The sequence below is a fragment of the Bradyrhizobium tropiciagri genome, from assembly GCF_018130505.1.
Classification (GTDB): Bacteria; Pseudomonadota; Alphaproteobacteria; order Rhizobiales; family Xanthobacteraceae; genus Bradyrhizobium; species Bradyrhizobium tropiciagri_B.
The window spans coordinates 387,701-410,762 of sequence record NZ_JAFCKH010000002.1; the positions used below are offsets into that span (position 1 = coordinate 387,701).

Annotated in this window: 20 protein-coding genes; 14 read left to right on the forward strand and 6 right to left on the reverse strand. The window is 65.8% G+C overall.

What is annotated here, in order from left to right; all coding sequences use genetic code 11:
* Positions 1-23 precede the first annotated feature (23 nt).
* Positions 24-1,886: a feruloyl-CoA synthase gene (locus JQ633_RS06075; protein ID WP_211983463.1), complete on the forward strand. Its 1,863-nt coding sequence runs from the start codon at positions 24-26 to the stop codon at positions 1,884-1,886.
* A gap of 487 nt (positions 1,887-2,373) precedes the next feature.
* On the opposite strand, the gene JQ633_RS06080 is transcribed toward JQ633_RS06075, so the two are convergent.
* The gene (locus JQ633_RS06080) at positions 2,374-2,898 is read right to left on the reverse strand and encodes a MarR family winged helix-turn-helix transcriptional regulator (protein WP_249158867.1); all 525 of its coding nucleotides are present in this window, start codon (positions 2,896-2,898) and stop codon (positions 2,374-2,376) included.
* An 82-nt stretch (positions 2,899-2,980) separates the two neighbouring features.
* Here JQ633_RS06080 and JQ633_RS06085 point away from each other — a divergent pair, with 82 nt between their 5' ends.
* Together JQ633_RS06085 and JQ633_RS06090 are read left to right on the forward strand one after the other, a co-directional pair.
* Complete coding sequence (locus tag JQ633_RS06085; protein ID WP_211983465.1) at positions 2,981-4,183, forward strand: cytochrome P450; 1,203 nt, start codon at positions 2,981-2,983, stop codon at positions 4,181-4,183.
* 35 nt (positions 4,184-4,218) lie between these two features.
* Positions 4,219-5,430 (forward strand): ABC transporter substrate-binding protein, encoded by a 1,212-nt coding sequence (locus tag JQ633_RS06090; protein WP_211983467.1) that lies wholly within the window; start codon positions 4,219-4,221, stop codon positions 5,428-5,430.
* A gap of 117 nt (positions 5,431-5,547) precedes the next feature.
* Here the strand turns inward: JQ633_RS06090 and JQ633_RS06095 are convergent, their stop codons facing one another.
* On the reverse strand, positions 5,548-6,822 hold the full coding sequence (locus JQ633_RS06095; protein ID WP_211983469.1) for an NAD(P)/FAD-dependent oxidoreductase: 1,275 nt from the start codon (positions 6,820-6,822) through the stop codon (positions 5,548-5,550).
* A 216-nt stretch (positions 6,823-7,038) separates the two neighbouring features.
* Here JQ633_RS06095 and JQ633_RS06100 point away from each other — a divergent pair, with 216 nt between their 5' ends.
* Together JQ633_RS06100 and JQ633_RS06105 are read left to right on the forward strand one after the other, a co-directional pair.
* Positions 7,039-7,347 carry a hypothetical protein gene (locus JQ633_RS06100; RefSeq protein ID WP_211983471.1) on the forward strand — a complete coding sequence of 103 codons (309 nt, stop codon included), beginning with the start codon at positions 7,039-7,041 and terminating at the stop codon, positions 7,345-7,347.
* 20 nt (positions 7,348-7,367) lie between these two features.
* The gene (locus JQ633_RS06105) at positions 7,368-8,252 is read left to right on the forward strand and encodes a sigma-70 family RNA polymerase sigma factor (RefSeq protein ID WP_211983473.1); all 885 of its coding nucleotides are present in this window, start codon (positions 7,368-7,370) and stop codon (positions 8,250-8,252) included.
* Between the two features lie 59 nt (positions 8,253-8,311).
* Here the strand turns inward: JQ633_RS06105 and JQ633_RS06110 are convergent, their stop codons facing one another.
* Positions 8,312-8,839 carry a DUF805 domain-containing protein gene (locus JQ633_RS06110; protein WP_211983475.1) on the reverse strand — a complete coding sequence of 176 codons (528 nt, stop codon included), beginning with the start codon at positions 8,837-8,839 and terminating at the stop codon, positions 8,312-8,314.
* 226 nt (positions 8,840-9,065) lie between these two features.
* Here JQ633_RS06110 and JQ633_RS06115 point away from each other — a divergent pair, with 226 nt between their 5' ends.
* The 6 genes from JQ633_RS06115 (at position 9,066) to JQ633_RS06140 (ending at position 15,303) form a co-directional block, all read left to right on the forward strand.
* Positions 9,066-10,193 (forward strand): cupin domain-containing protein, encoded by a 1,128-nt coding sequence (locus JQ633_RS06115; RefSeq protein WP_211983477.1) that lies wholly within the window; start codon positions 9,066-9,068, stop codon positions 10,191-10,193.
* A gap of 356 nt (positions 10,194-10,549) precedes the next feature.
* Positions 10,550-11,722, forward strand: a complete 1,173-nt coding sequence (locus JQ633_RS06120) for an ABC transporter substrate-binding protein (protein WP_211983479.1) — start codon at positions 10,550-10,552, stop codon at positions 11,720-11,722.
* Positions 11,723-11,960: 238 nt separating this feature from the next.
* On the forward strand, positions 11,961-12,878 hold the full coding sequence (locus tag JQ633_RS06125) for a branched-chain amino acid ABC transporter permease (RefSeq protein ID WP_211983481.1): 918 nt from the start codon (positions 11,961-11,963) through the stop codon (positions 12,876-12,878).
* Positions 12,879-12,880: 2 nt separating this feature from the next.
* Entirely contained in the window at positions 12,881-13,825 is a 945-nt protein-coding gene (locus tag JQ633_RS06130; protein WP_211984159.1) for a branched-chain amino acid ABC transporter permease, read from the forward strand.
* 4 nt (positions 13,826-13,829) lie between these two features.
* Positions 13,830-14,597, forward strand: coding sequence for an ABC transporter ATP-binding protein (locus JQ633_RS06135; RefSeq protein WP_211984161.1), 768 nt, complete (start codon positions 13,830-13,832; stop codon positions 14,595-14,597).
* Positions 14,590-15,303: an ABC transporter ATP-binding protein gene (locus tag JQ633_RS06140; protein ID WP_211983483.1), complete on the forward strand. Its 714-nt coding sequence runs from the start codon at positions 14,590-14,592 to the stop codon at positions 15,301-15,303. The genes JQ633_RS06135 and JQ633_RS06140 overlap by 8 nt, the downstream gene beginning before the upstream one ends.
* A gap of 160 nt (positions 15,304-15,463) precedes the next feature.
* Here the strand turns inward: JQ633_RS06140 and JQ633_RS06145 are convergent, their stop codons facing one another.
* Positions 15,464-16,900 carry a glutamine synthetase family protein gene (locus JQ633_RS06145; RefSeq protein ID WP_211983486.1) on the reverse strand — a complete coding sequence of 479 codons (1,437 nt, stop codon included), beginning with the start codon at positions 16,898-16,900 and terminating at the stop codon, positions 15,464-15,466.
* Positions 16,901-17,117: 217 nt separating this feature from the next.
* The gene (locus JQ633_RS06150; RefSeq protein WP_211983488.1) at positions 17,118-18,476 is read right to left on the reverse strand and encodes an aromatic ring-hydroxylating dioxygenase subunit alpha; all 1,359 of its coding nucleotides are present in this window, start codon (positions 18,474-18,476) and stop codon (positions 17,118-17,120) included.
* 108 nt (positions 18,477-18,584) lie between these two features.
* Here JQ633_RS06150 and JQ633_RS06155 point away from each other — a divergent pair, with 108 nt between their 5' ends.
* The gene (locus tag JQ633_RS06155; RefSeq protein WP_211983490.1) at positions 18,585-19,370 is read left to right on the forward strand and encodes an IclR family transcriptional regulator domain-containing protein; all 786 of its coding nucleotides are present in this window, start codon (positions 18,585-18,587) and stop codon (positions 19,368-19,370) included.
* A 4-nt stretch (positions 19,371-19,374) separates the two neighbouring features.
* Here the strand turns inward: JQ633_RS06155 and JQ633_RS06160 are convergent, their stop codons facing one another.
* Complete coding sequence (locus JQ633_RS06160) at positions 19,375-20,283, reverse strand: helix-turn-helix transcriptional regulator (RefSeq protein ID WP_211983491.1); 909 nt, start codon at positions 20,281-20,283, stop codon at positions 19,375-19,377.
* Between the two features lie 150 nt (positions 20,284-20,433).
* Here JQ633_RS06160 and JQ633_RS06165 point away from each other — a divergent pair, with 150 nt between their 5' ends.
* Positions 20,434-21,966, forward strand: a complete 1,533-nt coding sequence (locus JQ633_RS06165; RefSeq protein ID WP_211983492.1) for a benzoate-CoA ligase family protein — start codon at positions 20,434-20,436, stop codon at positions 21,964-21,966.
* Positions 21,967-22,138: 172 nt separating this feature from the next.
* The gene (locus JQ633_RS06170) at positions 22,139-22,948 is read left to right on the forward strand and encodes an alpha/beta fold hydrolase (protein ID WP_211983493.1); all 810 of its coding nucleotides are present in this window, start codon (positions 22,139-22,141) and stop codon (positions 22,946-22,948) included.
* The last annotated feature ends 114 nt before the right edge of the window (positions 22,949-23,062 follow it).

Below are 23,062 nucleotides of genomic sequence, written 5' to 3' on the forward strand. Positions count from 1 at the left end.
AAGACACGGGCGAGGAGGAAGCCATGACGAGAGCCGCTACCGGTGGTGACGATCCCCAAAGCCTGTTCGCAACACCAGCGATCGTCGCGGACCGCCGCGCCGACGGCAGCATCCTTGTCCGCTCTACCGTGCCGCTGAAAGAAAGCGCCCGCTGCGTCGGCGACTGGCTGGAGCACTGGGCGCGGCAGGCGCCGGATCGCATCTTTCTCGGCGAGCGCGCCGGCGCCGATGCCCCCTGGACCACCGTCAGCTATCGCGATGCGCGCCGGATCGTCCGTGCGGCGGCGTCCTGGATCCTGGCGCAGGGCCTGAGCGCGGAGCGGCCGCTCGTCATCCTCTCCGACAACAGCATCGATCACGCGCTGTTTGCGCTGGCGGCGCAGCATGTCGGCGTGCCCTCGGCGGCGATCTCGCCGGCCTATTCGCTGATGTCGAAGGACTTCGACAAGCTGAAGAGCATGATCACGCTGCTCGAGCCCGGCGCGATCTATGTGGTCGGCACGAAGCCGTTCGCGGCGGCGCTGGCCGCGATCGAGCCGCTGCATCGGGCCACCATCGTCAGCGGCAATCCCGGCGATGCCGATGCACTGCCGTTCCGCACGATCGCGGCGACGCCGGAGACGCCTGATGTTGCAAAGGCGTTCGCGGCGGTGAGGCCGGACACGATCGCAAAATTCCTGTTCACCTCGGGCTCGACCGGCACGCCGAAGGCCGTGATCAACACCCAGCGCATGCTGACGTCGAGCCAGCAGGCCAAGGCACAGACCTGGACCTTCCTGGAGGAGGCCGGCGACGAACTCGTCATTCTGGACTGGCTGCCGTGGAGCCACACCTTCGGCGCCAACCACAATTTCAACCTCGTGCTGCGCAACGGCGGCACGCTCTATATCGATGGCGGCAAGCCGGCGCCCGGCCTGTTCGCGACCTCGCTCGCCAACCTGCGCAGCGTGGTGCCGACGGTCTATTTCAACGTGCCGCGCGGCTTCGACATGCTGATCGCGGCGCTTCGCAGCGACGAGGCGCTGTGCCGCAAATTCTTCGAAGGCACCAAGTTCGCCTTCTATGCCGGCGCGGCGCTGCCGCAGAATCTGTGGGATGCGCTGGAGGAGCTGTCGCTGAAGACGGTCGGCCGCCGCCTGCCGATGGTCTCGGCCTGGGGCTCGACCGAGACTTCGCCGCTCGCGACCGATTGTCACTTCCTCGCCAAGCGCTCCGGCAATATCGGCGTGCCGATATCCGGCACCGAGCTGAAGCTGGTGCCGTCCGGCGACAAGCTCGAGGTGCGCGTACGCGGGCCGAACGTCACGCCCGGCTACTGGAAGGCGCCCGAGCTGACCGCGCAGGCGTTCGATGACGAGGGCTTCTACCAGATCGGCGACGCCGTCACCTTCGCCGACCCTGACAGGCCTGAGCTCGGCCTGTTCTTCGACGGCCGCGTCGCCGAGGATTTCAAGCTCAATTCCGGCACCTGGGTCAGCGTCGGCACGCTGCGTGTCGCCGGCATCGCGGCGCTGGCGCCGCTCGCGCAGGACATCGTCGTGGCCGGCCACGGACGCGACGAGGTGCGCTTTTTGGTGTTCCCGAACCTTGCCGCCTGCCGCGCGCTGGCGGGATTGCCCGAGACCACCGGCGCGGCGGAGGCAATCGGTCATGCAGCGGTCCGCTCCGCGATCGCGCAGGGGCTGGCCAAGCTGAAGGCGCAGGGCGGCCACTCCTCCGGCCACGCCACCCGCGCGTTGCTGCTGGCCGAACCCGCTTCGGTCGATGGCGGCGAGATCACCGACAAGGGCTACATCAACCAGCGCGCCGTGCTGACCCGCCGCGCAGCGGCCGTGGCGGAATTGGAGGATGACGCGTCAGGCGAGCCGATCGCCTGTGGTGGATAGCGGCCGCAGCGCCTACCGCCGTCGTCCTGGCGCAAGCCAGGACCCATAAACACTGGATTAAGTTGTTAGGTCGGGCTGTGGTCCCAGCTTGCTCAAGCCCTGACGAGCGGTGATTATGGGTCCCGGCCTTCGCCGGGACGACACCGAGTGGTGCGCAGCGCGCTTCCATGCACTCACTTCGTAGCCCGGATGGAGCGGAGCGTAATCCGGGGCAGTCCCTCCGCGGAGAGGCCGTCCCGGATTGCGCTGCGCTTCATCCGGGCTACGGGTTCCCGATGCTTCCTCTCGCCGCGCTGCACGCGCACGCCTTTTTAGTTGCCATAGCAACTAAGCTGTGCGAGTTTCCGCCCCAATGAGCAGGGGCCGGTCAACGGCCGCGTTGTCAGGAGGAAAACGATTGCGCAGTACGGCGCGAACAGCATGGACAGTCGACAGCTTTGGCAATGCCGCGGTCCCGCAGGGCTACGCGCGCGGGCCGGCTATGCCGTCAGGTCGTGCTTTGCCCGGTCACGGCGCCGAGATTCTCGTGCAGCCGCCGCAGCAGGTCGATCAGCACCTCACGCTCGTCCTTCTTCAGGCAGGACAGCAGCCGCCGCTCGCGCTCCAGCGCCGCAACGATGACCTTGTCATGGACCGCGCGTCCCCGCGCCGTCAGCGTGATCGCGTGAGTGCGGCCGTCGTCGGGCGCGGTGCGGATCGTCAGCAGGCCGCGCTTCTGCATCGCCGCAAGGTTGCGGCTCACCGGCCCCTTGTCGAAACCGATCACCTGGCAGATGCGGGAGGCCGGAATGCCGGGCTCGATCGCAAGCTGCGAAATGATCCGCCACTCGGTGACGTTGACGCCGAAATTCTTCTGGTAATAGGCAGTGGCGCTGTTCGACAGCTTGTTGCCGATGAAGGTGATGAACGCCGGCACATAGCGGTTGAGGTCGAGCAACAGGCCGTCCGCGGCATCTGCGGGATCGGCCGGTTTCGGCCGGCGGGGCTTTCGGGGGAGGGGCTGACTGCTCATCTCTCAAATCATCGCTGCGAAATTGTCCGTGAGCAATAGACATGCGGCGCGTATTGACAAGATCAAACCTCCGGAGGTCCCGATGACTGTCACAACCGGCACGTCCGTCCCGCATCTCGACGTCGATCCGTTCGCGCTCGAGTTCTTCGCCGATCCCTACCCGACCCATGAGCGGCTGCGCGAGGCCGCACCGGTGGTCTACCTCGACAAGTGGAACGTCTATGGCGTGGCGCGCTATGCCGAGGTCCATGCGGTGCTGAACGACCCGGCGACGTTCTGCTCCAGCCGGGGCGTCGGGCTCAGCGACTTCGCCAAGGAGAAACCTTGGCGGCCGCCGAGCCTGATCCTGGAGGCCGATCCGCCGGCCCATACCCGCACCCGCGCGGTGCTGAGCACGGTGCTGTCGGCGACCGTGATGAAGCAGCTCCGCGGGCGGTTCGCCGCTGCCGCGGAGGCCCGCGTCGACGAGTTGCTGGAGCGGCGCAGTTTTGATGCGATCGCGGATCTGGCCGAGGCTTATCCGCTGTCGATCTTTCCGGATGCGCTGGGCCTGCGGCCGGAGGGGCGTGAGCATCTGCTGCCCTACGCGAGCCTGGTGTTCAACGCCTTCGGCCCGCCGAATGAGCTGCGCAAGGACGCCATCGAACGCTCGGCGCCGCACCAGAGCTACATCGCCGAGCAGTGCCAGCGCGACAATCTCACCCCGGGCGGCATTGGCGCCTGCATCCATGCCCATGTCGACGACGGTGCCATCACCGCACCCGAGGCGCCGCTGCTGGTGCGCTCGCTGCTGTCGGCCGGTCTCGACACGACCGTCAACGGCATCGGTGCCGCCGTCTATTGCCTCGCGCGCTTCCCCGACCAGTTCCAGAAACTGCGCAGTGATCCCACGCTGGCGCGCAACGCCTTCGAGGAGGCCGTGCGGTTCGAAAGTCCGGTCCAGACCTTCTTCCGCACCACCACCCGCGGCGTCGAGCTCAGTGGCGCCGAAATCCCGGAAGGCGAGAAGGTGCTGATGTTCCTTGCCGCGGCCAACCGCGATCCGCGGCGCTGGGACAAGCCCGACAGCTACGACATCACGCGCCGCACGTCGGGCCATGTCGGTTACGGCTCGGGCATCCACATGTGTGTCGGGCAACTGGTTGCTCGCCTCGAAGGCGAGGTGATGATGGCGGCGCTGGCGCGCCGGGTTGCCAGGATCGAAATCACCGGCGAGCCGAAGCGCCGCTTCAACAACACGCTGCGCGGGCTCGACAGCCTGCCGGTCGAGATCACGCCGGCCTGACGAACCGGCTCGCCAACAACACAACGGAGGAGATCATGAGGGGATTTGGGGTTGGTCTGGCGCTGGCATTGGCCTGCACTGCCGGGAGTGCGCGCGCGGAGATTTCCGGCGACGTGGTGCGCGTCGGCGTGCTGAACGACATCTCCGGCATCTTCCAGGACACCAACGGCATGGGCTCGGTGGAAGCCGCGCGGATGGCAGCGGAGGATTTTGGCGGCGGCGGCAAGGGCATCAAGGTCGAGATCGTCTACGCCGATCATCAGAACAAGGCCGACGTTGGGTCTGCGATCGCGCGCAAATGGCTCGATGTCGAGGGCGTCGATGCCATCGTCGACGTACCGAACTCGGCGGTCGGGCTCGCCATCAACACCATCCTGCGCGACTCCAGGATGACGTTCCTGGCATCGTCGACCGCGAGCTCCGATCTCACCGGCAAGGCCTGCTCGCCGAACACCATTCAATGGGTGAACGACGCCTGGGCCACCGGCAACACCACCGCGGCGGCGATGATGCAGCGCGGTGGCAAGGACTGGTACTTCGTCACGGTCGACTATGCGCTCGGCAAGGGCATCGAGGCCGAGGCCACCAACTACATCGAGAAGCACGGCGGCAAGGTGCTCGGCTCCAGCAAGCATCCGCTCGGCACCTCGGACTTCGCCTCCTTCCTGTTGCAGGCGCAGAGTTCCAAGGCCAAGGTGATCGGCCTCGCCAACGCCGGCGGCGACACCATCAATGCGGTGAAGCAGGCGGCCGAGTTCGGCATCCAGCAGGGCGGCCAGACCATGGTCGCGTTCCTGCTGTTCGTGAACGACATCCACGGCATGGGACTGAAGGTCGCGCAGGGCCTGCAGTTGCTCGAAGCCTTCTATTGGGACATGAACGACGACACCCGCGCCTTCGCCAAGCGGTTTGCCGCGCGTCCCGGCATGAACGGCAAGATGCCGAGCGGCAACCAGGCCGGCGTCTACGCCTCGACGCTCGCCTATCTCAACGCGGTCGCCGCCACCGGCAGCGATGATGCCAAGGTGGTCGTGCCGCAGATGAAGACCTTCAAGGGCAAGGACAAGCTGTTCGGCGAGACCACGATCCGCCAGGACGGCCGCGTCATCCACCCGATGTATCTGTTCGAGGTGAAGAAGCCGGAGGAGTCGAAGTATCCCTACGACTACTACAAGCAGATCGCGACGATTCCGGCCGAGCAGGCATTCCGGCCGCTCGCCGACGGCGGTTGCTCGCTGGTGAAATAGGCGAGGGTCCTTCGCCTCGTCCGTGATCCTGAGAGGCCGTGCATTTGGCATCTCTCACGAGTCGTCCCGGCGAAAGCCGGGACGACGTTGTGGTTAGTTCTCGCGCGCCCACGCCGCCTACTGCGCAACCTTGCTGCTGCCCTGCGTAATCAGCCGGGCGGCGCGCTGGTTGCGGGCGTGGATCCAGAGCCAGCTCAGCGCCACGCTGAGGCGGTTGCGCAGGCCGATCAGGAAGTAGATGTGGGCGATGCCCCAGATCCACCACGCGAGGGCGCCGCGCAGCTTGATCTTGCCGAAGTCGATCACCGCGAGCCGCTTACCGATCTGCGCGAGGCTGCCGGCATGCTTGTAGCGGAACGGCGCCAGCGTCTCGCCCTTGAGCCGCGCCTTGATCAGGGCTGCCGCATAGCGGCCCTCCTGCTTGGCGGCCGGCGCGATGCCGGGCACTGGATTGCCGTCGGCGTCCTTGATGGTGACGGTGTCGCCGACGGCGAAGATGTCGGGATGGCCGGGCACCGTCAGGTCAGGCTCGACCTGCAGCCGCTGCGCGCGGTCGGCCGGCGCTCCCAGCCATTCGGCGGCGCGCGAGGCGCGCACGCCGGCGGCCCACACGATGGTGCGCGCGGCAAGCTTCTTTCCGCCATAGACCACGCCATCGCCCGAGCATTCGGTGACCGCTTCGCCGAGCACCACCTCGACGCCGATGCCCTCCAGTGCGCGGTGCGCGTAGGCGGAGAGATCGTCGGGAAAGCCGGCCAGCACGCGCGGTCCGGCCTCGATCAGCACCACGCGTGCCATCCTTGTATCGATATGGCGGAAATCGCGCGGCAGCGTGTCCTTGGCGAGGTCGGCGATGGTGCCGGCCATCTCGACGCCGGTCGGACCGGCGCCGACCACGACGAAGGTCAGCAGCGCGGCGCGGATCGCCGGATCGGTCTCGCGCTCGGCACGCTCGAACGCGACCAGGATGCGCCGCCGCAGCGTCGTGGCGTCCTCCAGCGTCTTCAGCCCGGGCGCGAACGGCTCCCATTCGTCATGGCCGAAATAAGCGTGGCGCGCGCCGGTGGCGAGGATCAGCGTGTCGTAGGCGATGCTGTCGCCGTCATCGAGCAGCACGCGTTTGTTGGCGGCGTCGACGCCGCCGACATTGGCGAACAGCGTCGTCACATCGGGCCGGTCGCGCAACAGATAACGGATCGGCCAGGCGATCTCGCTGGTGGCGAGCGAGGCGGTCGCGACCTGGTAGAGCAGCGGCTGGAACAGATGATGGTTGCGGCGGTCGATCAGCGTGATCTCGACCGGCGCGCCCGACAGGCCGAACGCGGCCTCCAGCCCGCCGAAACCGGCGCCAACGATCACCACGCGATGAGGTTTGGCCGGCGCTTGCGTCATGACAGGTGACCTCGGGTCTAATGTCTCCACACGTTGATTATGTGGGCATTCGGGTGTCCGTTCCAAGCGGCGATTGCCTATCGGGCGATAGCGAACGTCTATCATCCCGTCGTTCCTGCAAAAGCAGGGACGACAGATTTTTTTGGCCCACCGCATCCTTTGCCATCCGCCAAACGTCCTTGGGAACACGACGACCTACATCCCAAGGAGAGAGCCATGAGACGAACCCTGATCAGGTACAAGACCAAGCCCGAACTGGCGGACAAGAATGCGGCGTTGGCCGCGGCTGTCTTCGCCGAGTTGAAGGCGGCAAGCCCGGACGGCGTGCGCTACCTGACGCTGCGGCTGGAGGACGACATGTTCGTGCATCTGATCGAGAGCACTGCCGAGGACGGCTCGAGCCCGATCCCGAAGCTCAGTGCGTTCCAGGCGTTCCAGGACGGCATTCGCGATCGCTGCGTCGAGCCGCCGTTGCGGAACGGCGTCACCGTCGTCGGCAATTATCGTATGCTGGACGAGTCCTGACCCGGTTGCGGAGCGCAACGATGCCGGCATCCTCTGCCGTCGATCTCGAACACCATCTCGCGGCGATGCGGCCGAGGCTGCATCGCTACTGCGCGCGCATGTGCGGCTCGGTGATCGACGGCGAGGACGTGCTGCAGGATGCGCTGATCAAGGCGGTGGAAGCCTTCGGCTCCGCGGCGCCGGTCGAGAACGTCGAGGCCTGGCTGTTCCGGATCGCGCACAACACCGCGCTCGATTTCCTCAGGCGGCGCAACCGCCAGGAGGCGCTGCATGCGGCCGAGGAGGTGGAGATGATTGCCGATCGGCTCGACGAGCTGGAGCGCCGTCAGATCGCGGCGAGCAGCCTGCGCACCTTCATGCGCCTGCCGGTGGCGCAGCGCGCCAGCGTGATCCTGATGGACGTGCTCGGCTGCTCGCTGCAGGAGGTCTGCGGCATCATGGATTTCAGCCTGCCGGCGGTGAAGGCGGCGCTGCATCGCGGGCGGACGCAGCTGCGCGCCTTCGCACGCGAGCCTGATGATGCGCCGCGGCCCGGCCTGGCGGAGGCCGATCGCGTCAGGCTCAATGCGTATGTCAGCCGCTTCAACGCTCGCGACTTCGACGCCATCCGCGCCATGATCGCCGACGACATCAGGCTCGAGCTGGTCAATCGCACCAGGCTGAACGGCAAGGCGGAGGTGTCGCGTTATTTCACCAACTATTCGAAGGTCGGCGACTGGCACCTCGTCGCCGGACAGGTCGAGGGGCGTCCCGCGATCCTGGTGTTCGACCCGCGCGAGCCGGATGCGCCGCCGAAATCCTTCATGCTGCTGGACTGGTCGGCCGACCACGTCGCCGCGATCAGGGATTTCCGCCACGCGCCGTATGCGATCGACGGGGCGGAGTGGGTGGTGGATGTAGGGTGAGCGGTCGCAACAAACCCGCCGTCGTCCCTGTGAGAGCAGGGACGACGGTGGTGGTTGGATTACCGCGTCCTTCCCTCGCCGCCCGCGACGCGGGCGATGCGGCTGGTGGCGACACCCGGCGTGCTGCTCCGGCGCCAGGAGGCATCGTCGCCTGCGTCATCCGCCGGCAGTTCATCGGAGTGGCCCGGCCAGAAGAGCAGGACCAGCATCAGCGCGCTGTTGACGAACGCGCCGACCACGGTGCTGTTGTTCTGGTAGGTCAGCGCATATTCCGGGTACCGGCCGGCGACCAGCCGGTCGATCACGACCAGCGCAACCCATCCCACCATCACGCAAACCGGATCCCAGCCGATGTCGCGGATCCGCATCGACTGCAGCATGAAGGTGATGGCGAGCACGGCGTAGAAGCCGATCAGCAGCGGCGTGCTGTTCGCGGCCTGCGCCAGCAGCACATCCGTCCTGCCATTCGCCGTACTGCCGGTGACGCCGAACACCAGCACGATGTAGCCGCAGCCGATCACGAAGCTGCTGAAGAAGAATGCCAGCCTGCCCATTCGGGCGTTGAAGCCGAAGATGTAATTCAACATGCGACCCGTCCCTTTGGACGGAACCTCGCCCGGCGATGCTTTCAAGACCGTGAACCACGGCGTGCCGTGCCTGGGCTTGGTTTCGGATTGCTTGACCAATTGCGTAAAATTGCGCTGGCGCCGTCAGGCGGGCGACGGCCTCGGTCGCCGCGGCGGCAACCTCATGCCGCTAAATTGCATCGAACGATGAATTGATTTTATATGATTGCTATCTCAGGAGGCCGGAATGGCAACAGGACCTCGTGAAAACCATCGGGAAAACGTCGCCGGGCGGGCCAATGTCGAGGACACGCCCGAGCTGCTTGCCTATTACGACGAGCTGGAAAATCTCGATGCCGGCGCGCTGTGGACCGTCGCCAACAAGATCGAGCCCTGGCAGCCCAGATCATCATCCGTCCCGGTGCTGTGGCGCTACGAGGATCTGCGGGCGCACGTGCTGCGCTCGGTCGAACTGGTGTCGCCGGAGAAGGCCGGCCGCCGCGTCATCTATCTGAACAATCCCGGACGCCGCGAGCACGCCGCCGCGGTCGGCTGGCTCTATTCCGGGCTGCAGGTGATGCATCCGGGCGAGGTGGCGTCGGCGCATGCGCACTCCGCCTCGGCGCTGCGCTTCATCATGGAAGGCAAGGGCGCCTACACCATCGTCGACGGCCACAAGCTGACGCTCGGCGCCAATGATTTCGTGCTGACGCCGAACGGCACCTGGCATGAACACGGCGTTGATAGCGACGGCACCGCTTGCATCTGGCAGGACGGCCTCGACATTCCCCTGGTCAATGCGCTCGAGGCCAACTTCTACGCCGTGCATCCGAACATGCAGCAGAGCGTCGGCTATCCCGTCGACGACATGACCCACGCCTGGGGCAATCCGGGCCTGCGGCCGGCGGGCGCGGAATGGAGCAACGGCTATTCGCCGCTGCTGAAATACGAGTGGGGCCCGACCTACGAGGCATTGCAGCGCTATGGCAAGGCGAGCGACGGCTCGCCCTACGACGGCATCCTGATGAACTACGTCAACCCGGTCACCGGCGGGCCGGTGATGCAGACCATCGGCGCCTCGATGCAACTGCTGCGGGCCGGCGAGGCGACGCGGGCGCATCGCCACACCGGCAGCGTGATCTACCAGGTGGCGAAGGGCAGCGGCCACTCGATCATCGACGGCAAGCGCTTCGACTGGAAGGAGCGCGACATCTTCTGCGTGCCGTCCTGGGCCTGGCACGAGCACGCCAACGCTTCATCCGGCGACGACGCCTGCCTGTTCGCCTTCAACGACCTGCCGGTGATGCACGCGCTCGGTTTGTACCGGGAGGAAGCGTTCGGCGACAATGAGGGCCGCCAGAAGCCGGCCTCGTAAGGGACCGGCCGAACTTGGCGGATTGGCAGCGCCGCGACGAAGCGCGGGTGCCGGAATCGCAGCCGGATCTCGCGCCATGGTCGTGGGCCGGGCAGCGTCGGAGAGCGCCCGACCTGCGACAATCGTTGCCCCCGCAACCGGCATTATATTTCTTGCCACGGCGGAATTGGACGAATTATGATGCAAGGTGCTGGGGTATGCGCCGAAGGTTCTAAAGCAGGGCCGTCGGTTCGTGCTTGCTGCAGACTTGCGATATCGCGCACAAAACAGATCACGAGAACCGCGCATCCAAGCGCGGCGCCAGACCGGCTTCCAAGGGCCTGGCGGGAATTTTTTGGTTGAGGAGGGGAGTGAATATGAAGAAGGCATTTTGGCTGGCAGGCGCCATGGCATTGGCGCTGGCACAGCCTGCGACGGCGGCTGACAGCATCAAGATCGGCTTTGTCTCGACCTTCAGCGGCCCGACCGCCGTGATCGGCAACGACATGCGCAATTCGTTCGAGCTCGCGCTCGACCATCTCGGCCGCAAGATCGACGGCAAGCCAGTCGAGGTGATCTACGAGGACGACCAGCAGAAGCCCGACGTCGGCAAGCAGAAGACCGAGAAGCTGGTGCAGTCCGACAAGGTCGACTTCATCGTCGGTTACATCTGGTCGAACGTGCTGCTGGCCTCGCTGAAGACCGCGGTCGACAGCAAGACCTTCCTGATCTCGGCCAATGCCGGTCCGTCGCAGCTCGCCGGCGAACTGTGCTCGCCCTATGTGTTCTCGACCTCCTGGCAGAACGACCAGACGCCCGCCGCGATGGGCCTCTACATGAACCAGAAGGGCGTCAAGTCGGTGTTCCTGATCGGCCCGAACTACGCCGCCGGCAAGGACATGCTCGCGGGAGTGAAGAGCACCTTCAAGGGCGAGGTGGTCGGCGAGGAATACACGGTGTGGCCGAGCCAGCTCGACTTCTCCGCCGAGCTGACCAAGGCGCGCAACTCCAAGGCCGAGTCGATCTTCGTGTTCTATCCGGGCGCCGCCGGCGTCCAGTTCCTGAACCAGTACGCTCAGGCCGGCATCAAGCAGCAGATCCCGCTCTACACCGCGTTCACGGTCGACGAATTGTCGTTGCCGCTGCAGAAGGACAATGCGATCGGCATTCCCGGCGCGCAGGAATGGGTCAACGACCTGCCGAACGACGAGAACAAGAAGTTCGTCGCGGACTACCGCAAGAAGTACACCGGCCTGCGCCCGACCTATTACGGCGCTCAGGCCTATGACGCCGCCCAGCTGATCAACAGCGCGGTCGTCGCGGTGAAGGGCGACCTCACCAAGAAGGACGCGATGAAGGCCGAGATGGAGAAGGCCAACTTCAAGTCGCTGCGCGGCCCGTTCAAATACGGCAAGAACCACATTCCGATCCAGAATTTCTATCTGCAGGACGTGGTCAAGGACGCCGACGGCCAGCTCTCGCTGAAGACGGTTGCGACCATCGTCAAGGACGACCAGGACCGCTTCCACGACAAGTGCCCAATGAAGTGATCCTCGAGCCATTTTGGCGCGCGGCTTGCTTTCTGTTCACCTCGCCCCGCTTGCGGGGAGAGGTCGATCGCGAAGCGATCGGGTGAGGGGGACTCACCACGAATTAGGTCTGTGGAGACAGCCCCTCACCCCAGCCCTCTCCCCGCAAGAGCGGGGCGAGGGAGAATAACAACAAGCCGTAAAAGCGGCGGCGCGTGCGCGCTGCCGCTGTTTTGTTTCAGCCCGAGATGAAGGCTCCATGTATCTCGTCATCGAACAACTGCTGAACGGACTGCAATTCGGGCTCCTGCTGTTCCTGCTGGCAGCCGGCCTGACGCTGGTGTTCGGCATCATGGACTTCGTCAATCTGGCGCACGGCTCGCTCTACATGATGGGCGCCTATTTCGCGGCGACCTTCGTGGCCTGGACCGGCAGCTTCGTGCTCGGCACGCTGATGGCACTCGGCGCCACGCTGCTGCTCGGCATCGTGCTGGAATATGTCGCGCTGAGACATCTCTACGGCCGCGACCATCTCGACCAGGTGCTGGCGACCTTCGGCCTGATCCTGTTCTTCAACGACGCCGTGCGGCTGATCTGGGGCCCGGCCGGCCTCGCGCTGCCGCTGCCGGCCTGGCTGACCGTGCCGGTACAGATCATCCCCGGCGTCTACTATCCGGCCTACCGCCTGATGATCATCGTGGTCGCGCTCGCGGTCGCGGCGCTGCTCTATCTCGTGGTGATGCGCACCCGGATCGGCATGCTGATCCGGGCCGGCGCCTCGAACCGCGAGATGATCGGTGCGCTCGGCATCAACATCAAGCTGCTCTTCACGCTGGTGTTCGGCCTCGGTGCCGCGCTCGCCGGCCTTGCCGGGCTGATGCAGGCGCCGATCCTCACCGTGCAGATCGGCATGGGCGAGAACATCCTGATCCTGGCCTTCGTCATCATCGTGATCGGCGGCATCGGCTCGATCCGCGGCGCGTTCATGGCCGCGATCTTCGTCGGCATCATCGACACGATGGGCCGCGCCTTCCTGCCCGACCTGCTGCGCAAGGTCTTGAGCGGCGCGGCGGCCTCGACCGCGGCGCCGGCGCTGTCCTCGATGCTGATCTATCTCCTGATGGCGATCGTGCTCGTGGTGCGGCCGGAAGGGCTGTTTCCGGCGGCCAAGCGATGAAGATGCCCAAGCTCAACGCCTCCAACGCCGTCGCGGCGATCGTCTGCGCCGCCCTGGTGCTGCTGCCGGTCTATTCGGCGGTCACCGGCAACATCTTCATCCTCACGCTGTTCACCCGCATCGTGATCCTGGCGCTGGCCGCGGCGAGCCTGAACCTGATCATGGGCTACGGCGGCATGATGAGCTTCGGCCACGCCGCCTATCTCGGCATCGGCGGCTATGCGGTCGGCATCCTCGCCGCCGAAGGGTTCGGCTCCGGCTTCATTCAGTGGCCGGTGGCGCTCGCGGTCTCGGCGCTGTTCGCCCTCGTGGTCGGCGCGCTCTCGCTGCGCACCCGCGGCGTCTACTTCATCATGATCACGCTGGCCTTCGCGCAGATGGCCTACTACATCGCCTCGGCGCTGTCGCGCTACGGTGGTGACGACGGCCTCACGGTCTACAAGCGCAGCGATTTCGCCGGCCTGATCAACCTGTCGGACCGCACGCAGTTCTATTATCTCTGCCTCGCCTGCCTGTTCGGCGGCCTCTATTTGATCTGGCGTATCGTCAATTCGCGCTTCGGCCTCGTGGTGCAGGGCGTCCGCTCGAACGAGCAACGCATGCAGGCGATCGGCTTCCACGCCAACCGCTACCGGCTGGTCTGCTTCGTGATCGCGGGCACGATCTGCGGTCTTGCCGGCGCGCTGCTCGCCAACAACACCGACTTCGTCAGCCCGGCGGTGATGTACTGGACGCGCTCCGGCGACCTCATGGTGATGGTGATCCTCGGCGGCATGGGCTCGCTGTTCGGCCCGGTCATCGGCGCCATCGTCTTCCTGGTGCTGGAGGAGCTGCTGTCGCAGTTCACCGAATACTGGGCGTTGATCATGGGGCCGCTGCTGCTGCTGATCGTGCTGTTCGCGCGCGGCGGCATCATGGGCCTGCTCGGGAGGACGCACCGTGCCTGATCCGTTGCCAAATCCCTTGTTGCGCGTCGACAATCTGGTGCGCCGCTTCGGCGGCATCACCGCGACCGACAACCTCTCGCTGGAGGTGGTGCCGGGCGAGCTGCACGCCATCATCGGCCCCAACGGCGCCGGCAAGACCACGCTGATCAGCCAGCTCACCGGGCAGCTGATGCCGAACTCCGGCAGCATCCATTTCGGCGGCCGCGACGTCACCGGCCTGCCGTCCTACAAGCGCAGCCGGCTTGGCCTCGCGCGCTCGTTCCAGATCACCTCGCTGCTGAAGGACTTTTCCGCGATCGACAATGTGGCGCTGGCGGCGCAGGCGCATGACGGCCACTCCTTCCGCTTCTGGGGCAATGCGCGCAAGGAACAGCATCTGCGCGCCGCTGCGCGCGCCGCGCTGGAGCGCGTCGGGCTCGGCAAGCGCGCCGATATCGTGGTCTCCCAACTCAGCCATGGCGAGCAGCGCGAGCTCGAGCTCGCCGTCGCGCTCGCGACCAGGCCGCAGCTCCTGCTGCTGGACGAGCCGATGGCCGGCCTCGGCGTCACTGAATCTGCGCGGATGGTCGCGCTGCTCAAGGAGCTGCGCAAGGAAGTCACCATCGTGCTGGTCGAGCACGACATGGAGGCGGTGTTCGCGCTCGCCGACCGCATCACGGTGCTGGTCTATGGCCGCGTCATCGCCTGCGACGTGCCCGATGCGATCCGCAAGCACGACGAGGTCAAGCGCGCCTATCTCGGCGAACAGCATGCGGTGACGCGCCATGACTGATACGTTGTTGGAAGTCGACGCGATCGAGACCTGCTACGGCCTGAGTCAGGTGCTGTTCGGCCTGTCGCTGCAGATCAAGGCCGGCGAGATGGTCGCGCTGATGGGCCGCAACGGCATGGGCAAGACCACCACCATCCGCTCGATCATGGGCCTGACCCCGGCCCGCGCCGGCGCCATCCGCTTCGCCGGCGAGGCGGTGCGCGGCCTGCCGTCCTACAAGATCGCCAAGCTCGGCATCGGCCTCGTGCCCGAGGGACGCCAGATTTTCCCGAACCTCACAGTGCGCGAAAATCTCGTCGCCGCGTCCGGCAACCGGCTCGGCGCCTCAGATCCCTGGACCATCGAGAAGATCCACGCGCTGTTTCCGCGGCTGGCCGAGCGCTCGAGTAACATGGGCGTCACACTGTCCGGCGGCGAGCAGCAGATGCTGGCGATCGGCCGCGCGCTGATGACCAATCCAAAACTCCTGATCCTCGACGAGGCCACCGAAGGCCTCGCGCCACTGATCCGCGACGAGATCTGGAACTGCCTGTCGATGCTGAAAGGCCGCGGGCAGTCGGTGCTGGTGATCGACAAGAACGTCGGAAATTTGGCCCGCATCGCCGACCGCCACTACATCATCGAGCGCGGCAAGACGGTGTGGAGCGGCACCAGCGAGCAACTAGTCGCCGAGCCCGACCTGCAGCATCGGTATCTGGGGATTTGACGGCTGAATCGGCGTGTCAAACCCATCACCGTCACACTGAGGAGCGCGCATAGCGCGCGTCTCGAAGGGGCGACGGCCCGACTGTCGCCGTGCATCCTTCGAGACGCGCTGCGCGCTCCTCAGGATGACCGACGAAGGGTTGTGCCCGCGGTGAACAACGTCAAAACATCTCGAAATATTCGCGCTGCTCCCAGTCCGACACTTCGGCCTGGAAGCGCTCGATCTCCGCGTTCTTGATGAAGACGTAATAGTCGACGAACTCCGGCCCCAACGCCTCGCGGAAGAACGGGTCGTCGTTGAGCGCGAACACGGCCTCGCGGAGCGACTTCGGCAGCAGCGCGGCCTTGGTCTCGTAGGGCGTATCGGCCGATGGGCCGGGATCGAGCTTGCGGTCGACGCCGTCGAGACCGGAGAGGATCTGCGAGGCCATGTAGAGATACGGGTTGGCGGCCGGCTCGCCGATCCGGTTCTCCAGCCGCGTCGCCGGATCGTTGGCGCCGCCGAGCACGCGGATCATCACGCCGCGGTTGTCGCGGCCCCAGATCGCGCGGTCGGGCGCCAGCGAATAGGAGCGGTAGCGCTTGTAGCCGTTGATGGTCGGCGTCGTGAACACGGTCGAGGCGCGCGCGTGCTCGATCAGGCCGGCGAGCCAGGCGCGGCCGAGCGCGCTGAGCGGCTCGCCGCCTTCCTTCGCCATGAAGACGTTCTCGCCGCTCGCGCGCGACACCAGCGACTGGTGCAGGTGCCAGCCGGAGGCGAACACGTTCGGCAGCTTCGGCCGGCACATGAAGGTGGCGTGATAGCCGTGGCGGCGCGCGACTTGCTTCACTGCGGAGCGGAACAGCACCATCGTATCGGCCGGCGCGAGGCCAACCGTCGGCGCGAAGGTGAATTCGCACTGGCTCGGGCCGAACTCGACCTCGACCGAGCGCAGCGGCAGGCCGAGCGCGATGATGTCGCGGCGGATGATCTCCAGCGCCGGCTCCATCAGATCGTAGCGCTGCTCGGTGAGGTACTGGTAGCCCTGCGACAGCAGGCTGACCGATGGCGGCCGCCCGGGCTGGCCGGCATCTTCAGGCGCCATGTGCGCGTCGTCGAGCTTGAACAGATGGAATTCGACCTCGAGCCCGGCGACGAAGTCGTAGCCGCGGCTGCCGAGCTGATCGAGCACCTTGCGATAGAGGTTGCGGGTTGCGAACGGCACCGGACGGCCGTCGCTGAAATAGAGATCGCACAGCACCCAGCCGGTGTTCTGCGCCCAGGGCAGCACGCGGAACGTGGTGGGGTCGGCGACCATCAGCACGTCGGCCGCGCCTTCCATCTCCTTCATGCCGAAACCGCCGCCGGCGGTGAACACCGGGAACACCGTCTTGTGCGAGGTGTCCTTGGCCAGCATCGTCGTGGTGATCGAGCAGCCGCCTTCGAGCGAACGCACCGCTTCGGACGCGATCAGCGTCTTGCCGCGCAGGATGCCGTGCTGGTCGGGGAAGGAGAGGCGGATGACCTCGAGGTTCTGCTCCTCGACGACACGGCGCAGGCGAGCGGCCGCTTCCTTCTGTTCGTCCGACCACAGGCCGTGACGCTCGACGAATCTCACGGCGTTGCTCCTCTTTCTTCTCCCTCGCCCCGCTCTTGCGGGGCCGAGACGAGCGGAGCTCGCTCTTGGAGGGTCGGGGTGAGGGGCTCCCTCCGCGAGTGAGATGGGTCGATGGACCTGTACCCCCTCACCCGGATCGCATCTGGCGATGCGATCCGACCTCTCCCCGCAAGCGGGGCGAGGTGAAGAGGGGCGTGCTGCGCCATCTGAGCGCTCATCACTCAGCCGCCGTCAGATGCGGCACCTTGCCGGCGATCTCGCGCGGCACCGGGGCGGCCCACGGCGCGCCGCGGCGGCGCTTGACGTCGACTTCCATCCAGTAGAGCTCCCAGCCTTGCGTCGGTCCGATGCCGTCCATCGTCGCGGGCCCCTGGATGCTGCGCGCGGAAACCTCATCGAGGAACAGCATCGGTCTCTCGCCGCCGGCAACCTTCTCGATCTCCTGCCGCAGCAGGCGGCGATACTGCACGATCGCCTTGTCGCTCTGGCCGAGATGCTCGTTGGTGCGGTCCTGAATCGCGCCCATCGATTCCACCGCCCACTGGTCGTGGACGTTGATGTCGGCGCCCATGCCGGTATAGGTCTCGGTCGCCTGCTCGTGCGGATCGAAGCCGTAGTCGTTGCTCTTGTTCTTGCGCGATTTGTAGTCCGGCAGCGTATAGAGCTCGAGCCGCTGGTCGCGCATCTTCTTCTTGTCGACCGGGTTCGTATAGCTGGTGAAGATCGCGTACCAGTAGCAGTTCTCGTCGTCGACCGGCACGTGCCACTGCGTGATGGTCATCTCGGTCGACATCGGAATCACGAAGCCGTGCGGGAACAGCTGATTGGTGACGCGCACATGGGTGCTCTGTTCGTCGAGCTCGCGCAGCGCGATCAGGCGCAATCCGTATTCGGTGTGCTCGACATTAATGATCGGACGATCGTACTCGCGCAAAATTTTCGTCATCGGCATGTCGCTGCCGGCCGAGGCGCCGCGGAACTGCTTGCCGTAGGCGGCCGAGGTGTCCTCGTCCTCGAAGAAGCGATGCAGAAAGGAGGCGTGCGCCGGATCGATGCCGACCTCGAGCGCCTGCAGCCAGTTGCAGTTCATGTGGCCCTTGAAGGCGAACGTATGGCTGCCCGGCGCGACGAAGCAGTCGAGCTCCGCAAACGCCGGCGGCTCGCCCTCGCCGAGATAGGCCCAGAGGATGCCGCTCTTCTCGATCACCGGATAGGAGCGCTGCCTGATGCCCTTGCAGAGCTGCGAGCCGGCGGGTTCGGCCGGCGTCTCGATGCACTGGCCGGTCGTATCGAACAGCCAGCCATGGAAGGCGCAACGCAGCCCGCCATTCTCGAGCCGGCCGAAGGCGAGGTCGGCGCCGCGATGCGCACAGTGGCGATCGATCAGCCCGTAGCGGCCGTCCTCGCCGCGAAACAGCACCAGGTTTTCGCCGAGCAGCCGGACCGGCCGCACCGGGCGCGGACCGTCCAGCTCATCCACCAGTGCCGCCGGCTGCCAGTACATGCGCATCAGCTTGCCGCAGGGGGTATTGCGGCCGGTGCGGGTGATCAGATCGTTCTGTTCCTGACTCATCATGGCGGCAATCTCCGGATCGAATTTGTTCGTTTATTGAACAAATGGGCGAGTTATGCCATCTCTGTTCAGAACAGTAAGCGTTATTTTGAACCGTTCAAAGCCGGGACCATGCCCAAGCTGAAACGGACCGATCGGGACGAGCGCGGCACTGACTTCGTCGAGAGCCTCGACCGCGGCCTGCGGCTGCTCCAGGTGTTCGGCAAGGTCTCGGGACCTGCGACGCTGAGCGATCTTGCCCGCGCCGCCGGCCTGCCGCGCGCCACCGCGCGCCGCATCCTGTTCACGCTCGCGCATGGCGGCTTTGTCGTTGCCGACGGCAAGCTGTTCACACTGACGCCGCATGTGCTGACGCTGGCGGGCTCGTTCCTGCAATCCAACCAGGTGGTGACGGTGCTGCAGCCGGTGCTCGACCGGATCGCGACGTCAGCGCGGGAGATCGCCTCGCTCGCGCTTCTCGACCGCGACGATGTCGTGTTCGTTGCGCGAAGCAGCCCGACCCGCGTGTTCTCCGGTGGCCTCGATATCGGCTACCGGCTGCCGGCCTTCTGCACCTCGGTCGGCCGCGCCATGCTGGGCCGGTTCGCCGACGACGAGCTTGCTGCGCGGCTGAAGACGATGCGCCGCGATCCGGTGACGCCGCTGACCGTGACCGACCCGAAGCAGTTGCTCGCCAGCATCATCACCGATCGCGCGCAGGGCTACTCGCTGGTCGACCGCGAGGCCGAGCCGCATTTCCGCTCGATCTCGGTGCCGGTGCGCCGCTACGACGGCACTATCGTCGCCGCCATCAACATGGGCGCGCATGTCGACCGCGTGGCGAAGCAGGAATTGATCGACCGCTTCCTGCCGCTGCTGCGCGAAGGCGCTGAGGACGTGAAGAGCAGGTTGCTGTAGCCAGCTACAGCGCCACGCTGCGCAGACCGAACGAGCGCGCCTCGTTCTGCAGCACCGGCCGCACTGAATCGATCAGCCGCGCCGCCGCCGCATCCACTGACAGTCCCGCCGTGTCCACCACCGCCGACGCGCGCGCGTAAAGCGGCTCGCGGCTGACCAGGATGTTGCGCAGCTCGGCCATCGCCGAGCGGTCGTCGGCCATCGGACGCAAATCGCCCTGGCGGCGGACGCGGGCCATGTGCTCTTCGGGCTCGGCCTTCAGCCAGATCGTGTAGAACGAGGACAGGATCAGGTCGAAGGTCAGCGGCTCGGAGACGATGCCGCCGCCGGTCGCCAACACCATCAATTCCTTCCGCGCCAGCAACTGCGTCAGCGCGGCCTGCTCCATGCGGCGGAAGCCTTCCTGGCCGTACAGCGCGATGATCTCGGCGACCGACAGGCCGTTCTGGGCCTCGATCTCCTTGTTGAGCTCGACAAAGCTCCAGCCGATCTTCTTCGCCAGCATCCGGCCGAGCGTGGTCTTGCCGGCGCCGCGCAGGCCGATCAGTGCGATGCCGGAGAACGAGGCGCGCCGCGGCGCGGCCGCGCTGCCGCCGGCGAGGATGTCCTTGGCCTGCGCAATCTGGTTCGGCGATGCCTTGCGCAGGAGGTCGCGGATCACGGCCCAGTCGGGCACCGGCTCGCTGGAGGGAATGAGATCCTCGAGATGCGCGCCCATCGCGCCTGCGACACGGCGCAGCAGCACTATCGACACATTGCCTTTGCCGCTTTCGAGCTGGGCGATGTAGCGTTCGGAAATGCCGGAGACCTTGGCGAGCACCTTCCGCGACATGCCGCGCAGGGCGCGCATCGTCCGCACGCGCTGGCCGAGCTGTTCCAGGAAGCCGGTTTCCGGATCGTTGTCTGCGGTCATGATCCCTGTACGAGGCGCAAATCCCGATTGAATCGGGATCGAGGCTCTAGGAAACATAGTGCCGATGAGGATTGACAGCAAGCCGATGTGGTGGCTTTGTATGAATTATAATTCTTATATCCACGGGAGAGACGGCGTGAGGAGCGGGGCATGACCTACAATTCGGTGACCTGGCTGCTCGACCGCAACGTCGACGAGGGCCGCGGCGGCAAGGTCGTGTTCGACGACACGGTCTCCCAGCTCACCTATGGCCAGCTGCAGCAGCAGACCCGCCGGGTCGGCAACATGCTGCGCCGGCTCGGCGTCCGCCGCGAAGAGCGGGTCGCCATGATCATGCTGGATACGGTCGATTTCCCGACCGTGTTCCTTGGCGCGATCCGCGCCGGCATCATTCCGGTGCCGCTCAACACGCTGCTGACCGCGGAGCAATACGCTTACATCCTCGGCGATTGCCGGGCGCGCGTGCTGTTCGTCTCCGAGGCGCTGCTGCCGGTCGTCAAGGATATCATCGGCCGCATGCCGGACCTCGAGCATGTCATCGTCTCCGGCAAGGAGGCGCACGGCCACAAGAAGCTGTCCGATGAGATCGCGCGCGAGAGCGACGTGTTCACGACCGCGCCGACCCATGCCGACGAGCCGGCATTCTGGCTCTACTCGTCAGGCTCGACCGGCATGCCGAAGGGCGTGCGCCATCTGCACTCCAACATGGCCGCGACCGCGGAGACTTATGCAAAACAGGTGCTCGGCATCCGCGAGGACGATGTCGGCCTGTCGGCGGCAAAATTGTTCTTCGCCTACGGCCTCGGCAATGCGCTGACCTTCCCGATGTCGGTCGGCGCCACCACGGTGCTGAACGCCGAGCGCCCGACGCCGGCGGTGATGTTCGCGCTGATGAACAAGTACCATCCCAGCATCTTCTTCGGCGTCCCGACCCTGTTCGCGGCGATGCTGAACGACGAGGCGATGAAGGCGCAGGCCGGCGGCAACCGTCTGCGCGTCTGCACCTCCGCCGGCGAGGCGCTGCCTGAGTCGGTCGGCAATGCCTGGCGCGCGCGGTTCGGCGTCGACATCCTCGACGGTGTCGGTTCGACCGAGCTGCTGCACATCTTCCTGTCGAACGCGCCCGGCGACATCAAGTACGGCTCATCGGGCCGTCCGGTGCCTGGCTACAAGGTGCGGCTGGTGAATGAGATCGGCGTCGAAGTGACCGACGGCGAGGTCGGCGAGCTTTTGGTCGATGCACCCTCCGCCGGTGAGAGCTACTGGAACCAGCGCGCCAAGAGCCGCGCCACCTTCGAGGGCGCCTGGACCCGCACCGGCGACAAATACATCCGCGATGCCGAGGGCCGTTACACCTTCTGCGGCCGCGCCGACGACATGTTCAAGGTCTCCGGCATCTGGGTCTCGCCGTTCGAGGTCGAGAGCGCGCTGATCACCCATCCCGCGGTGCTCGAAGCGGCCGTGGTGCCGGAAGCCGATCCGGAAGGATTGCTGAAGCCGAAGGCCTATGTGGTGCTGCGGCCCGAGAGCTCGAAGGATGGACTGCACGAGGCGCTGAAGGAGCATGTCAAGCAGAAGATCGGCCCGTGGAAATATCCGCGCTGGATCGACGTGGTGGACTCGCTGCCGAAGACGGCGACGGGAAAGATCCAGCGCTTCAAGTTGCGCGATGGTGCGCCGTAGTCTTTCCACACGTCGTCCCGGCCAAGTGCGCAATTGCGCACGGGGGCCGGGACCCATTACCACAGGCTTTTGTTGTTGCGCGGAAGCCGTCGAACAGCATCTTCCAAAACGACGGCCGCGGCGTATGGGTCCCGGCCCCCGTGCCGGGACGACGAATGAGGAGAGTGCCGTCATGCAGAACTTGAATTCCACGGGCTTCCTCAGCATCGACGGCGCCGAACTCGAATACCGCATGCTCGGCCCGACGCCCGACGCCGCACCGACCATCGTGATGCTGCATGAAGGCCTCGGCTGCGTCGGCCTGTGGGGCGACTTCCCCGAAAGACTTCAGGCCGCCACCGGTGCCGGCGTGTTCGCTTATTCGCGCGCGGGCTATGGCGCGTCGTCGCCGGCAAAATTGCCGCGTCCGCTCGATTACATGCACCGCGAGGCGCTCGGCGTGTTGCCGAAAGTGCTGGATGGGATCGGCTTCGGCCGAGGCCTCCTGGTCGGCCACTCCGATGGCGGATCGATCGCGGCGATCTATGCCGGCGCGCATCAGGATCATCGCCTGCACGGGCTCGCGCTGATCGCGCCGCACTTCATCGTGGAGGATATCTCGGTGAGATCGATCGCCGACACAAAGACGGCGTACGAGACCACCAGCTTGAAGGAGAAGCTCGCGCGCTGGCACAAGGATGTCGACAGCACGTTCTATGGCTGGAACGACGCCTGGCTCGATCCGAAATTCCGCGACTGGGATATCTCCGAATACCTCGCCTATATCCGCGTGCCGGTACTGATCGTGCAGGGCGCCAATGACCAATACGGCACGATGCGCCAGGTCGAGATCGCGAAGGACGAGTGCTACTGCCCGGTCGATGTCACGGTTGTCGAGGGTGCCGGCCATTCGCCCCATCGCGAGGCTCCGGCGGTGACGCTGGAAGCGGTCACCGATTTCGCCACGGCGGCGCTCCGGGACGACCGGACGCTGGCAGCCTGACCTTTAGTGCCGCATTAGGCCATTGGCCGAACGTCCATTTTCCCGAACATGAAACAAAATGCATGTTTTTGCATTTTGGACTAGACCGGATCGAAAACATGCACTATTGTGCAT